The organism is Stenotrophomonas sp. LC732 (assembly GCF_052446685.1).
GTDB classification, from domain to species: Bacteria; Pseudomonadota; Gammaproteobacteria; order Xanthomonadales; family Xanthomonadaceae; genus Stenotrophomonas; species Stenotrophomonas muris.
Map to the genome: position 1 here is coordinate 703343 of NZ_CP199214.1, position 12128 is coordinate 715470.

The 12128-nt window shown below is 64.6% G+C and carries 16 protein-coding genes and 3 tRNA genes; 4 read left to right on the top strand and 15 right to left on the bottom strand.

Translation table 11 applies throughout. The features are described from left to right. Positions 1–9 precede the first annotated feature (9 nt). The 15 genes from ACT6SE_RS03375 to ACT6SE_RS03445 all read right to left on the bottom strand — a co-directional run bounded on the left by ACT6SE_RS03375 (position 10) and on the right by ACT6SE_RS03445 (position 10353). Positions 10–375 (bottom strand): hypothetical protein, encoded by a 366-nt coding sequence (locus ACT6SE_RS03375; RefSeq protein ID WP_005412414.1) that lies wholly within the window; start codon positions 373–375, stop codon positions 10–12. Then, positions 372–710 (bottom strand): hypothetical protein, encoded by a 339-nt coding sequence (locus ACT6SE_RS03380; protein ID WP_050483582.1) that lies wholly within the window; start codon positions 708–710, stop codon positions 372–374. The genes ACT6SE_RS03375 and ACT6SE_RS03380 overlap by 4 nt, the downstream gene beginning before the upstream one ends. Next, the gene (locus ACT6SE_RS03385; protein ID WP_065428010.1) at positions 692–2566 is read right to left on the bottom strand and encodes a DNA polymerase; all 1875 of its coding nucleotides are present in this window, start codon (positions 2564–2566) and stop codon (positions 692–694) included. The genes ACT6SE_RS03380 and ACT6SE_RS03385 overlap by 19 nt, the downstream gene beginning before the upstream one ends. Positions 2567–2578: 12 nt before the next feature. Continuing rightward, positions 2579–3229: a hypothetical protein gene (locus ACT6SE_RS03390; protein WP_049434078.1), complete on the bottom strand. Its 651-nt coding sequence runs from the start codon at positions 3227–3229 to the stop codon at positions 2579–2581. A 10-nt stretch (positions 3230–3239) separates the two neighbouring features. Next, on the bottom strand, positions 3240–3488 hold the full coding sequence (locus ACT6SE_RS03395) for a hypothetical protein (protein WP_005412417.1): 249 nt from the start codon (positions 3486–3488) through the stop codon (positions 3240–3242). A 165-nt stretch (positions 3489–3653) separates the two neighbouring features. After that, on the bottom strand, positions 3654–5285 hold the full coding sequence (locus ACT6SE_RS03400; protein WP_004154589.1) for a toprim domain-containing protein: 1632 nt from the start codon (positions 5283–5285) through the stop codon (positions 3654–3656). Further along, complete coding sequence (locus tag ACT6SE_RS03405) at positions 5272–5451, bottom strand: hypothetical protein (protein WP_049434079.1); 180 nt, start codon at positions 5449–5451, stop codon at positions 5272–5274. The genes ACT6SE_RS03400 and ACT6SE_RS03405 overlap by 14 nt, the downstream gene beginning before the upstream one ends. After that, the gene (locus ACT6SE_RS03410) at positions 5448–5834 is read right to left on the bottom strand and encodes a helix-turn-helix domain-containing protein (protein ID WP_004154592.1); all 387 of its coding nucleotides are present in this window, start codon (positions 5832–5834) and stop codon (positions 5448–5450) included. The genes ACT6SE_RS03405 and ACT6SE_RS03410 overlap by 4 nt, the downstream gene beginning before the upstream one ends. Before the next feature lie 11 nt (positions 5835–5845). Next, positions 5846–6208: an N-acetylmuramoyl-L-alanine amidase gene (locus ACT6SE_RS03415; protein WP_004154593.1), complete on the bottom strand. Its 363-nt coding sequence runs from the start codon at positions 6206–6208 to the stop codon at positions 5846–5848. Further along, positions 6209–6646: a RusA family crossover junction endodeoxyribonuclease gene (locus ACT6SE_RS03420; RefSeq protein ID WP_160314062.1), complete on the bottom strand. Its 438-nt coding sequence runs from the start codon at positions 6644–6646 to the stop codon at positions 6209–6211. Then, positions 6630–7295 carry a hypothetical protein gene (locus tag ACT6SE_RS03425; protein WP_004154595.1) on the bottom strand — a complete coding sequence of 222 codons (666 nt, stop codon included), beginning with the start codon at positions 7293–7295 and terminating at the stop codon, positions 6630–6632. Before ACT6SE_RS03425 ends, ACT6SE_RS03420 begins: the two co-directional genes overlap by 17 nt. Further along, positions 7295–7453 carry a hypothetical protein gene (locus ACT6SE_RS03430; protein ID WP_154267700.1) on the bottom strand — a complete coding sequence of 53 codons (159 nt, stop codon included), beginning with the start codon at positions 7451–7453 and terminating at the stop codon, positions 7295–7297. The genes ACT6SE_RS03425 and ACT6SE_RS03430 overlap by 1 nt, the downstream gene beginning before the upstream one ends. Beyond that, positions 7453–7737 carry a hypothetical protein gene (locus ACT6SE_RS03435; protein ID WP_049397849.1) on the bottom strand — a complete coding sequence of 95 codons (285 nt, stop codon included), beginning with the start codon at positions 7735–7737 and terminating at the stop codon, positions 7453–7455. The genes ACT6SE_RS03430 and ACT6SE_RS03435 overlap by 1 nt, the downstream gene beginning before the upstream one ends. Next, entirely contained in the window at positions 7730–7873 is a 144-nt protein-coding gene (locus ACT6SE_RS03440) for a hypothetical protein (protein WP_005412422.1), read from the bottom strand. Before ACT6SE_RS03440 ends, ACT6SE_RS03435 begins: the two co-directional genes overlap by 8 nt. A 44-nt stretch (positions 7874–7917) precedes the next feature. Beyond that, the gene (locus ACT6SE_RS03445) at positions 7918–10353 is read right to left on the bottom strand and encodes a DNA-directed RNA polymerase (RefSeq protein ID WP_005412423.1); all 2436 of its coding nucleotides are present in this window, start codon (positions 10351–10353) and stop codon (positions 7918–7920) included. Positions 10354–10797: 444 nt separating this feature from the next. Here ACT6SE_RS03445 and ACT6SE_RS03450 point away from each other — a divergent pair. The 4 genes from ACT6SE_RS03450 to ACT6SE_RS03465 all read left to right on the top strand — a co-directional run bounded on the left by ACT6SE_RS03450 (position 10798) and on the right by ACT6SE_RS03465 (position 11958). Then, positions 10798–10873, top strand: a tRNA-Lys gene (locus ACT6SE_RS03450). Positions 10874–11069: 196 nt separating this feature from the next. After that, positions 11070–11145, top strand: a tRNA-Lys gene (locus ACT6SE_RS03455). A gap of 220 nt (positions 11146–11365) precedes the next feature. Beyond that, positions 11366–11734, top strand: a complete 369-nt coding sequence (locus ACT6SE_RS03460; RefSeq protein ID WP_046429270.1) for a hypothetical protein — start codon at positions 11366–11368, stop codon at positions 11732–11734. A gap of 139 nt (positions 11735–11873) precedes the next feature. After that, positions 11874–11958 (top strand) — tRNA-Leu (locus ACT6SE_RS03465). The last annotated feature ends 170 nt before the right edge of the window (positions 11959–12128 follow it).

The following is a 12128-nucleotide window of genomic DNA, read 5'->3' on the forward strand; positions in this document are numbered from 1 at the left end:
TGCGTGCCCTCAATGACGGTCGGCTGGAGGAACTGCTCCGGCACGACTTTCGAGGTGTGCGCGGCGCAGCTCGTCAGGAATGCGGCGAGACAGGTAATCGCCAGTTTCCGGGTCAGCATTTGCTGCAATCTCCACAGAGCGGTTGGTGGTGGCGCGGGCGTTCCGCAGCGCTGCATCGAAGGCAGAGCGGCGCACGGCTTCGCGGTTGAGGGTCTCGACGGTCTGCTTGAGGTCGGCCAGTTCCTTTGCCGACTCCTCCAGCTCCGTCACGCGCTGGGCCATTGCGGTGTACTTCCAGGCTGCGAAGCCGCCAGCCGCGAGCGCGGCAACGACCAGCAGCGCCGCGAGGGCGCGCAGGATGTTGGTTGGGTTCATCGGTTCTCTTGGACGTAACAGGCGACTCGCAGAAGCTCCGAGGGAGTCGCGTCGGACTTGATCTGATTCGCGCGTGCGGAGATCACGCGCACGTTGCCCCGGACGTAGCCGAGGTCAGGTTCGATGCGGTCGAGCGTGGGTGAGTTGGGGCCTTGGGCCTTGCGCCCGACAGCGCGGTACAGCGGGATGCCCAGCGCCGGGCAGAAGTCGGGGACCACGATGTCGTCCGACGTGAGGTCGAACGGCAGTCCCTTCCTTGCTGCCCGGCGTTTCGCTTGGCGCACCAGGGCGAGTGCAATGTCCCGCTTGCCGCGGGTCAGTGCGTCTCGGCCCAATTCCTTCCGATCTTGAACTCGCCATCGAGCGGACAGCGGAAGCCGAAGTATTCGCCAGCCTTGCGGATGGCAGCCTGTGCGGTCTTGCCCACGAACTCGGCCTTGTCCTCGTCCACTTCGATCTGCCACTCGTCATGGACGTTGGCGAGGAACTCGTAGTGGACGCCCGGCACCAACCTTGCGGCTTGCAGGTCGGCGTCGAGGATCACCAGGGCTTTCTTCATCACCAGCGCACCGGCCGACTGGAGCAGGGTGTTGAGCGCGGCGTGGTCGCTGCGGATGTGCAGCTTCCGGCCATCGAGACCGATCAGGTATCCCTTCTCGGCCGCGCGCTTCTTGACCCCGCGTACCAGCTTCTCCAGCGCAGGCAGCCCGGCCAGGAACTTCGAGCGGAGCTTCGCCCCGGCCTGGCGACCCTTACCCACGATGGAGCCGAGCTTCGCGTCGCCTGCCCCGTAGAGGAAGGCGTAGATGAAGGTCTTGGCGTTGTCGCGGGTGGGCAGTCCTGCCGCCGATTGGTTGACGGAGTGGATGTCGCCTTCGAGGATGACCTTGGCGTACTCGCCGCCGTCGTGCTTTGCCATGAAGTGCGCCAGGCAGCGCAGCTCCAATCCCGAGGCGTCCGCGCCGACCTGGAGCTTCCCTGTTGGGACGCAGAACAACGAGCGGCACTCGAATCCGTAGCCGCCTTCCTGGCCCTTGAGGATTCCCTTCTCCTTCGAGTGCTGGACCTTCGGCACCTGAGCGATGTTCGGCTTCGAGTGCGTCATGCGGCCGGTCACCGCTGCGTTCTGATTCACGCTGCCGTGGATGCGGCCGTCCTTCTTGATGGCCTTGAGCCACGCCTCGTCGCCTTCGGCGAGCTGGCCGAGGCGCTTGTTGACGATGAAGTGCTCCAGCAGGAGCGGGATGATCGGGAACTTGAGCGCGCCCAGGACTTCTTCGTCGATCTTCGGCTGGCCCTTCTCGGTGAACTCCTGGGGCTGCCAGCCGTACATTGCAGTCAAGCGGTCAGCGATGTGCTGGCGGCTTGCCGGGTTGAACACCACGTCCTTGTAGGTCGTGACCTCCACGCCCTTGACGTAACCGCGGCGCTTGTCGTCGCGCTTCGGTACGAACTTGCGCTTCACCACCTTCCACGGCGGAATGACCTTGCGCAGCTCGGCCTCCAGCGCAGTGCGCCGGGACACGAGGATGCACTCCAGCTCACGCGCCTTCTCCTGATCGAACAGGTAGCCGTAGCGCTGCTGACGCGAGAGGATCGGCGCGACGGCCTGCTCCAGCTCGATGGCCTCGGTGGGGAGGCCCTTGCTCATCAACAACGCGAACAGCGCTTGCGTGACCGCAACGTCCTGGTCGCAGTAGTCGTCCATTTCCTGAGACCACTGTGCCCAGGGGTCGAGGCCGCGTGCGGCCATCTGCGCCGCGTAGTCGCCTTTCCAGCGGCCGAGGCGGTAGCCCCACGCTTCGAGGGAGTGACGGCCGATCAGCTTGCCCGGCAACACCGGGTTCGCTCCCTGCTTCTTGCGGGCCTTGAAGTCGCGGTCCTTGAGGTCCGGGTAGACCAGCGTGGACATCAGCAGCGTGTCGAAGTACGCCTGGACCTTGAAGTCCGGGAACACCTTGGCGATAGCCGGAATGTCGAATCCGGCGATGTTGTGGCCGACAACGCGCTTGGCCTTCTTGAGCCTCTCGACGGCCTGACGGACTGTCATTTCGCCCGTGCCGTGATCGTTGGCGGACAGGATGGGACCGCGCGGTGCGCCGGTCTCATCTACCTCTTGGAGGGAAATGCAGTGGATCGTGTCAAGTTCGTCGAGGAGGCCATTGGTCTCGCAGTCGAATACGAGGATCAACGGCGGTCCTCCTTACGGGTAGCCGTGGTTGGTTACGGGGATTGCGCGGACGCGGCGGCGGGCGCGGAGGATGTACTCCGGCTCGGGGGCCTTCGGCGGCGTGTGGACGCCCTGCGGCGCGTGGCCGGAGAAGTCGTCGTCCTCGAACAGTTCGTCCTGCTCGGGCTGGTCGGGATGCAGCGTGTAGCCGTAGTCCTCGACGTAGTGCGTGATGCGGCGGATGGTGCGCTCGGTGCCGTTGTTGTTCAGCACGAACAGCAGCTTCTCCGATGCGTCGGCAACCGCGCCTTCGAGGGATACGACCACCACCTCGTCGGTGCTGGGTTCGTAGATGGCGACATGGGCGCAGCACCGCAGATCGAAGCGGGCGCAGTGCTCGTGCGGCGTGCCGAACTCGAAGCCGATCAGGCTCACGAGGTGACCCTCGGGCGAGCGGAAGTTGCGGATACCGTTCGGAGCGGCTTCGCTGGTCCAGTCGCTACGGCCGCTCAGGTACGCGGCCACGTAGGTGTAGCTCGCAAGTGACACGAAGAAGCAGTCGATGTCCTTGATTTCGGTCCCGTCGTAGAACGCGCGCAGGCTTCCGCCACCCAGGATGACCAGGTGGCGGACTTCGGCCGGCAACACGTCGAACAGGGACCGAGCGTGTTGCTCGGCAGTCATGGTTGGTCCCTTAGCGGATCAGGTTGGTGAAGCGCTCGGCGACGCGCAGTGCGCGCTCGGCTTCTTCCTCGTGCTCGTCGGCCTGCGAGTGCAGGACATCGGCCTTGTCGCGCAGCGTCGAGGCGGTGGCGATGCGGTCGGCGCTGATCTTGAACAGCTTGTCCACCTGGCCCTCCAGCACCTTCACCACGTCGGTCACGGTGTCCTTGCGGAACGGGGCGGTCAGCAGGTCGATTGCGATGGCGACGATCTCTTTCATTGGGGTAGTTCCTCGGCTTTGATGTGGATGACCACGCGCCGCCCTGGCTTGCCGTACATGACACGGCAGGCTTGGTCGGAGCGCGGGAGTTGGTAGGGGAGAACGAGGCTCTCAGCGAAGGAGAGCGGAGCATCAGCTGGGATGAAGCCGACGACCGAGCGGCCGTCAGTAGTCGGAGGTGGATACATCGGATGACTCGTCGGCGAAGTCGCCGTATTCGCCCGGAGCATCTGCATTGAGCAGACGGCCGGATGCGTGGTCGTAGCTGTAGTAGAGAACCTGGCCGTTCGACTGGCCGGTGAAGCGATCCTTGAGGACGCGGAAGGTCGTGCAGTTGCGCTCGGCCTCGTTCTCGGCCTGCGTGTTGCGCTCCAGGCCGAAGGCGAAGTGCGTCCAGAAGCCGATGGCGCGGCTGCCCTTGAAGTGACGGAGCATCACGCGCCCGCCTTCCTCGTGGGGCTTGCCTTCCGGCGTGGCGAGGTGCGAGACCAGGTAGATGCAGATGAGGTGGCGCTGCGCGAACTGCGCGATCTTCGCCATCGTGTCCTCCAGCATCTTCCGCTCGTCCTCGGCACCGGCCGCGAACGACGTGAGGTTGTCGAGGACGATGTGCTTGACGCCCTCGGCGACGACCATGTGGGCCATCTTGGCTTCGATCACGTCCCACTCGGACGAGCCGAAGTGGTCGTAGATGAACACCTGGCCCTTGTCGAGAATCTCGAACGCGGCTTCCAGTTCCTCCTGCGTCCAGCTCCCATCGGGAACGTGGAAGCGGCGGCCTGCAACCTTGCCTGCCATGCGCTTCGCCGTCTCGACCGGCTGCTGCTCTAGGAAGAACAGGCCAACACGGTCGCCGGTTTCCTGCGCGATGAAGGCTGCTTCCTCCATCAGCCAGTCGGTCTTGCCGATGCCGGTGCCTGCGCCGAAGGTGTAGACCTCGCCGTACCGCTTGCCGTAGGTCAGCGCGGTGAGGCGCGGGTCGTGCCAGGGCATGCCCATCGAGACCGGCTTGAGTGCCTTCTCCTTGAGGGAGCCGAACGTCACCACGCCATCGGGGCGCTTGGTCTGCGCTTCGTAGATGGCGCGAGTGATCGCCTCGGCGTCGCCACGCTGGAGCAGCTCGTTCGGGTCTTTCGCTGGGAGCTGTGCGATCTTGGCCTTGCCGGGAGTCAGCAGCAGCGCCACTTCCTGCGCGGCGGCCTGGCCCGGTTCGTCCATATCGAACATGAGCACAACCTCGTCGAAGCCGTTGACCCACTCCAGCTCGCGCTTGATGGACTTGGCTGCGCCTTGCGCCCCGTTCGGGACGGACACCACCGGCCAGCGGAGGCCGAGTGCCTGCGCCACGGAGAGCGCGTCGATCTCGCCTTCGGTGATGACGAGGCGTCGCCCCGGTTCGTAGAGGTGCTGGCCGAACAGCCCGCACGCCTTCGAGTCACCGATGAACGAGAACTTCTTGTCGGGGTAGCGGAGCTTCTGCGCGACGATGCCGCCATCGCGCTTGTAGTTGGCGATCTGCACGGTCTTGCCGTGCTTGTCCTTGCCGATCCAGTAGCCGTACTTACGGCATGCTTCCTCAGTGATACCGCGCTTCGCCAGGGCTTGCGGTTCACCCTTCGCAAAGTCGCTCATGGTTTTCCTGCTGGTGGGTTGAGAGACCTCCTCGCCTTCGGCTGGCTCGTAGTGACCGCAGCCGAAGCAGTAGCCGTGCCCGTCGCTGTAGCGCGCAAGGTTGTCCTTGCTGCCGCAGTTCGGGCACGGCTCTTTGTGGAGGTATTCGGAGTCAGCGCTTTGCACGCTCCACGGACCACATGCGCTTGCGGTAGGAAATGCCGAGGCGACGATTCAGCGCACCCTTGACGGTGCGGCCCAGGCCGCGGAAGGGCTTGTCGGCGCTCGCCCATGCGCGCTCGAAAGCCAGGCGCATCGCGGACGGAATGACGGTGGTGGCAGTGTTGGTCATGCGTTCTTCTCCAGCAGGAACTTGGTGAATGCGGCGACTTCTTCGGTCGCATCGTTGGCGTCGAGGCCCAGCTCGTCGGTGCAGTAGTTGCGATACAGCTGGAGCAGCGCATCGACGCGGTACTGCTTCGGAGCGCGGCGCGCTTCCAGGAGCGGAGCCTTGCTGCGGCGCTGACGGCGCGACAGGCGATAGCGCGTGTACCGCTGCCCCGAGGCGTCCTCGCAGGTCTGCGTTTCGATCTCGAAGCCAGCAGCGCGCAGCTCATCGACGCGCGAGGCAAGGCGGCGGATGCGGTAGACGCCTTCGGCCTGCCACGAGGTCAGGTGCGAGTGGCGACGCAGGTGATCCAGGACGACCTGGGTTTGCGGGGGCAGCGGTTTCACGTTGGGTTCTCCTATCGAGGGAAGTCAGGTGCCCACACGACGGGCTTGCCGTAGGCGGCGAGCAGGCGTCGCAGCGCGGCGTGTTGGGCTTCGGTGAAGTTGTCCTCGGGCTGCATGGCGTCGTTGACGCCGCCCAGGAGGCAGACTTGGTATGCGGATTGGTTGTGCTTACCGGCGAGAGCGCCGGGCTGATTCAGCGGGCGACCGTCGTAGATCGAGCCGTCACGTTCGATGACGAAGTGGACGGCGATCTTCGAGTAGCCCTGCGAGCGGTGCAGGCGTGCGAGTTCTTCGCCGGTCGTGACCTGCTCGGGGCGGGTCATGCTGGCGAGGACGAACAGCGCCTCTACCGATTCCAGAGGTTTGAGGCGCACTTAGAGTTTGTAGAGGTGGACTTCGGTGCGTGGTTCTTCGTCCGGCTGCGCCCAGCGCTTACCGGAGAGCAGCCACATGACTTGCTTGTCGTCGGCCCAATAGCCGGTGGCTTTGGTCACAACGTCCATCGGCCCCTTGGCGAGGTTGTCCACGTCGCCCTTGGGAAACGCGGCCTTCGAGGTCTTGGCGCGTTTGCATACCGCGATGATGACCACTAAAACCGGATCGGTCGGCGACAGGTCCAGGTCACCGGCTGGCAGATGCTTCTCTGCGGCTTCCTTCCAGGTCTTGTAGGTCTTGCCGTAGTAGACGCCCCAGCGCGAAACCTTCGGGCGCGAGGCGGGCACCGGGTCAAACGGGAACGTGAGGGAGGCCAAATGCTCGGCCCCCCTCGCGGTGTCCACGATGACCGACAGCGGATCAGTAGTCGCCGTCATCGCCCTCGTCGTCGGAGTCGCTGTCGTCGTCCGAGTCGTCATCGCTGTCGCTGAACGGCGCGCTGTCGGCGGCCTCGTAGCCGTCCTCCTCGCCGAAGCCGTAGTCCTTGGCGTTGCGCTGGCCGAACTCGACCAGCTCGATCACCTGGACGGCGACCATGTAGCAGGTCAGGTAGAACTTCTTGGCCGATTCGACGAACGAGCCGCCGATCTCGTAGGAGACCTTGAGTTCGCTGCCGCCGCCGATCTGCGGCGGGTTGTCGATCTTCTTGCCGCGGGCGTCGAAGATGTCCGGGCGCATGGTGAACTTCTTGCCGGTGCGCTTGCTGACGCCGCTGGCCTTCATCTTGAACTTCACCAGCACGCGGCCGGTGTCATCGCCGTTCTCGTCGGTTTCTTCGGTGAACACCGGGGCCACTTCGGCACCCTTCTTCTTCTTCGGGTTCTCGCTCAGGAACTCCTGGAACAGCTCGTCGCGCCGGGTTTCCAGCTTCTTCGCCAGCGCCTTGAAGTCCTTGTCGTTCGGGTCGAACGCCAGGCTCACGGTGTATTCGCCTTCCGGCTTGAACTTGGTGTCCGGTTCGTTCAGGCGCGGCCACACTGCGGTGCCCTTGGGGGAGACGAATCGTTCGCGCTTCTTGGTTGCCATCAGTTGTCGGTCTCGTAGTTGGTCGGGAGATAGATGCCCGCGCGCCACAGGTCAGCGGCGGCGGTCAGCGGGGTGTCGGCGGAAATGCCGAAGGCTTCGTCGATGTCGAAGCCGATGAGCGCCTCGTCGATGAAGGCGTCGGTGATCGGGTCACGCATCACGGGTAGTGCGGTTTCAGCTCGCGCTCCGCGTAGCGGCGCACGGCGTTGAGGGTGTTGACCTGCCGGTAGCGGCAGTCCTGCTCCATGCGCGAGACGACCCGCAGCACTTCCATCGGATCGAGGCTGAGCACTTCGCAGAAGTTCTTGAAGGCACACGCCAAGCCGATCACCTGATCGGCCGGGTGGCCGAGGGACTGCACGCTGTCGATCACGACGAAAGCGCCGCGTGCGGCGCTCTCGGCAGAACGTGAGTGCAGTCCGTCGATGACGCGATCACGCACCTGCGTGCAGCTCCGTCATGCGGTGCTTGAACTCCTCGACCGTGCCGTGTTCGGCCGGGTTGTAGATGCCGAGGACCACACCGAAGTGGTCCTGAGCAACGTAGGTGTTCAGTGCGTGCTGGTAGTTGATGCTCATGTGGATGTTCTCGTTTGGGGTATCAATTGCCAAAGGGGGATGGACTAGGCAAAGAAATAGCGCGACTCCAGCACCAGGCTGAGGTCCAGGTCGCCATGCGGCGGGAGGGGTGGGAGTTTCTCTGCCGCTTCTGGCGGGAGCTGCTCGACGAGTTGCTGTCGGAAGTCGGCCAGTACGTCGCCGCTGTACTGATCGACGAACGCCTGTCGGAGTGCGGCGGCGAGGATTGCTGCCTGGCCTGCGTGCGTACCGTAGGAGTCGTGGATCATTGCGAACGACTCGATGCCGTTCTCTGCCGCGAGGCAGGTGGTCAGCATCATGTGGCTGGCGTCGCAGGAGTGGACGAAGTTCGGGCTGATCCCGAGGGTCTGCCTGCGACGGTCGAGCTTAGTACCGCCGATGTTGACCACTAAATTCACCTCGCGGCCTCCGACGTGCGGCCGGATGCGGACGCCTTCCTCCTCGCGGTACTCCTGGAGGACCGGGAAGCCGGCAGGGGTCGTCCAGCTCACCGGCAGGTCGGCCGACGAGGCGACCTTGGAGGCGTCACGCAGCCAGTCCATCGCCGCGCGGGCTGCGATCACCACCTCGCCAATGCACTCCCACAGCAGGGTCGCCAGGTACTCGGCGGTCTCCCAATCGTCCTCCATGCCCAGCTTCTTGAACTTGGAGAGCACCTGGGCGCGCATGCCCGACTTCGTGACGCCGTAGGGCAGCGTCATCACCGGCTGCTTCACGATGTCACGGGTGAGCTGGCCGTCCAGCTTGATCGCCAGCGGGTCGCCGCTCTCGGCACGGGCGCGCAGCTTCTCCTGGGCCACGTCCTTCACGCGCGAATAGATGTCGGCGGGCTTCGGCTGCGGGATCAGGTTGGTGGCTGCGCCGCCCACGGAGTCGCGGAGCATGGCCGAGAAGTTCTGGAGGCCGTTGCAGGAGCCGTCGAGCGCGATGGGCAGATGGGAGACGTGATCGCGGCCGTTGAGGCTGTAGCCGAGCCACTCGAAGCACGCGGCCAGCGCGCAGAACGGGCTGTCGGCGTCCATCCAGAAGCGTTGGCCGTCCAGCGGATCGAGGGCGCTGTCGAGAATCTGCTCCTCGTGCTCGCGCACCCAGGCCACGCGCTCCTCGAACGACACCTTGTCCACGCCGAAGCAGTTGGCGACGTGGATGGCGAGCCAGTAGGCACCGTCCTCGCCGAGCGGCACGCCTTGGGCGAACGTCAGCAGGCCCTTGGCCGCATCATCACCCTGCGGGGTCAGCGTCGGGGGCAGGGGGTAGCACCGGCCGCGGAAGTCGAGGTTGTGCGGGAAGTAGATCGCGGGGTACTCGGCGAACTTCTCCGCAAGGGCGATCTTCTGCGCGGCGGCGAGGCGGGTGGACACGCTGCGCGCGTTGGCCTCGTAGACCTTGGCGCGGTCGCGCTTCCATTCCTTGAACTCGTCGGCGTGGTGCTCCTTGAAGTAGTCCGGGTCGGTCTCCAGCAGGGCAGGGCGGCTCGGCAGGTCCATCAGCTCGCGCTCCGGCAGCCCGGCGACACCGCCGCCTGCGTTCCACAGCTCGCGCATGACCTCCAGGACGGGCACGTTCACCTTCCAGGCGGTTGCCTGGATGGCGTTGAGGGCCTGGTAGACGTTGGGCATATCGACCAGCGCCAGCTCGCGCTTGTAGGCGCGGTTGCGGGTACGCACGAGGTCAGCCCGGCCGCCGATGTCGGTCAGGTAGCCGCCGTCGCGGGGCGTGGTCCACGGACGGGGCGGGACGACCATCGGCATCAGCACCGGCTGGTACAGGGCGGCGCTGTCGTGGGCCTTGGTCAGCCAGTCGAGCACCTTCTGATTCCCGGCGATGAGCAGGTGGCGCTTGCCACGCTCGGCCACGGTGACCAGCTCGACCAGCCCGGTCGCCTCGACGAACAGCTCGATGAGCTTCATGCCCACCAGCAGCGCGTCCTTGTCGGACAGGTAGAGGCGCTTGTCGTCCTCGGGGGCGAACTCGGCGTCGGCGATGACGTGCCGCATGACGGCGGTGGAGTGCCGGGCCGAGGTGGACTTCTTGAGCTGCTCCTGGACCACCCGGTACAGGCCGGGGTGCTTCTCGCGGAGCAGGGAGAAGTTGATCTCGTTGGCTACCTCGTGGCCCAGGGTGATCGCCACGGACACCGCCTTGCGGTGATCGGCGACCAGCGCGTTGACGCAGGTGAAGCTGGTCAGATAGGCGAGGGCGTGGGGGTTCAGGTGGCGGATGAACTTGAGGGCGGCGTGGCGCTTGCCCGGCTTGCCGGTGTCGGCTTCGGCCACGAACGCCATGATCGCGGCGGCGGTGGCGTCGATGCTCTCCATGACCAGCTTGCGGCCGGGGCCGGTCTCGGCCTCCTGGCGCTGCTCCCTGATCTTCTCGTAGCGGGCAATGCCCAGGCTGGTGCTTTCCTTCTCCAGTTCGAGCTGGGCGGCGTGCAGGTCGTTCTCTTGCCAAGTCGTCATCGTTTGCCCTCGGGGGATGCAAAAGTCAAAACGGGAGGACCGCACCGGGGGCTGCCCGGTACGGTCCTGAGTGGTTCGGTTGTTGGTCCTGGGTGGACCTATGTGGAACTGTAGTAGTCCTCGGTGGTGAACAGCAATGAGTAGTTCTGAATGGTTGTCCTAGGAGAGGTCCGCCGAAGATGACCACTTTATTCGGCGTCACCTCGCGTCACCTGTGACGGCACTAGGCGTCACCTAGTTGTCACCCGTGATGTCACCTGTTACGATGTGCGTCTCGTAAGTGCTTGCACTTGCTGGGGTTCAAGATCAGCGGAATCAGATTGTGATTCCGGTGGTCGGGGGTTCGAATCCCCTCAGCCACCCCACTGATTCAACCGCATCGGCGCAGCCGAAACGGTATTGCAATAAACAGAAAGCACGTTACAATGTGCGTCTGAGTTTCACGGGCCGTTAGCTCAGTTGGTAGAGCAGTTGACTCTTAATCAATAGGTCCAAGGTTCGAATCCTTGACGGCCCACCAAGACGGAAGCCACCTGGTACGCCAGGTGGCTTTTTTCTTATAGGTGTGACCCTTTCGTTTCAATGGGCCACACGTTGCAGGGCCCCGCCTGGCGTGGATCTGCAACGCATCGGGATCGCAGTGCTGGTTTCAACGATGTTGAAGAAAGTGCTTGCACCCACCGAGCGGATCGGGTCATAATTCGCGCCCCGATTTCGGGCTGTTAGCTCAGTTGGTAGAGCAGTTGACTCTTAATCAATAGGTCCAAGGTTCGAATCCTTGACAGCCCACCAGACGAAAGCCACTTGGTCATCCAGGTGGCTTTTTTCTTGCCCGCACGCCGGGTTGCGCTTCATCCACGCATGGCGTGGATCCACTGAAGCAGTGCTGAAATCAGGGGCATACGCGTCATCAGTGTTTTCAATGCTGTGCACTGCTTCTCACCGCATGGCGTCCTGCATCGCACCCAATAGATCTTCCGCGCCGATGGCGCATGCAGGAAGGAAGATGTTGATGGCTGAGATCACTCGATTGCACGGCACGGTGTGGATTCCCTTCGCGTTGATGGCACTGGCGGCCTGCACGCCGGGCAATGATCCCGCGCAGGCTGTCGAGCGTGATCCGGGCGCAGAGCGCATTCCGGCCCGCCAGATCGACGACGCCATGCAGTTGCGGCCGGCCCGGCCCGCGGAGGGGGAGGTCCTGCCCGGCGCGGTGGACGTACAGCGCAATGCGGACGGTTCGGTGGATGTGCGCAGGGCTGCGCCAGCGTCGGTGGCCCTGCGTCGCACCGACGATGGGGGCGTGGAGGTCCGGAAGGTGGATGCGGCCGTCGACCCGGGCACAGGCGCGGCGCCGGCCCGCACGGTACCGCAGCAGTAGGCTGCGGCCAGCCCGGCGGGTCGCGCACCCGCCGGAGTGGCTGCGATGCAGCGATGGCGCGGAGCGTAGTGGATTCAGCTTTGTGCAGGCCTTCCGATTCCAGTCGCCGCCTGCGACAATGAACACCTGTGCCGGCCACGCGAAAGTGGCGGAATTGGTAGACGCCCTGGATTTAGGTTCCAGTGCCGCAAGGCGTGGGGGTTCGAGTCCCCCCTTTCGCACCAGTGCCGGCCTGTCCCCGCCCTGATCGGGCCATCGGCGCCCCCTTGACCGGCACGCGCTGGCAGTGCAGGCCGAATTGGGCGAAACTAAAGGGCTGCGGCAAGCAGGCGCGTCCCAGACGTCGTGTCCTAACAACCGTTTCATCCCAATCATCGAGCCGGGGGCCTGGGCC

Coding starts and splice junctions, on each gene's coding strand:
- ACT6SE_RS03430 (WP_154267700.1), bottom strand. CDS start 7,453: ATGCGTGACCCGATCACCGACGCCTTCATCGACGAGGCGCTCATCGGC.
- ACT6SE_RS03375 (WP_005412414.1), bottom strand. CDS start 375: ATGAACCCAACCAACATCCTGCGCGCCCTCGCGGCGCTGCTGGTCGTT.
- ACT6SE_RS03425 (WP_004154595.1), bottom strand. CDS start 7,295: ATGGCAACCAAGAAGCGCGAACGATTCGTCTCCCCCAAGGGCACCGCA.
- ACT6SE_RS03390 (WP_049434078.1), bottom strand. CDS start 3,229: ATGACTGCCGAGCAACACGCTCGGTCCCTGTTCGACGTGTTGCCGGCC.
- ACT6SE_RS03445 (WP_005412423.1), bottom strand. CDS start 10,353: ATGACGACTTGGCAAGAGAACGACCTGCACGCCGCCCAGCTCGAACTG.
- ACT6SE_RS03395 (WP_005412417.1), bottom strand. CDS start 3,488: ATGAAAGAGATCGTCGCCATCGCAATCGACCTGCTGACCGCCCCGTTC.
- ACT6SE_RS03440 (WP_005412422.1), bottom strand. CDS start 7,873: ATGAGCATCAACTACCAGCACGCACTGAACACCTACGTTGCTCAGGAC.
- ACT6SE_RS03460 (WP_046429270.1), top strand. CDS start 11,366: ATGGCTGAGATCACTCGATTGCACGGCACGGTGTGGATTCCCTTCGCG.
- ACT6SE_RS03405 (WP_049434079.1), bottom strand. CDS start 5,451: ATGACCAACACTGCCACCACCGTCATTCCGTCCGCGATGCGCCTGGCT.
- ACT6SE_RS03420 (WP_160314062.1), bottom strand. CDS start 6,646: ATGACGGCGACTACTGATCCGCTGTCGGTCATCGTGGACACCGCGAGG.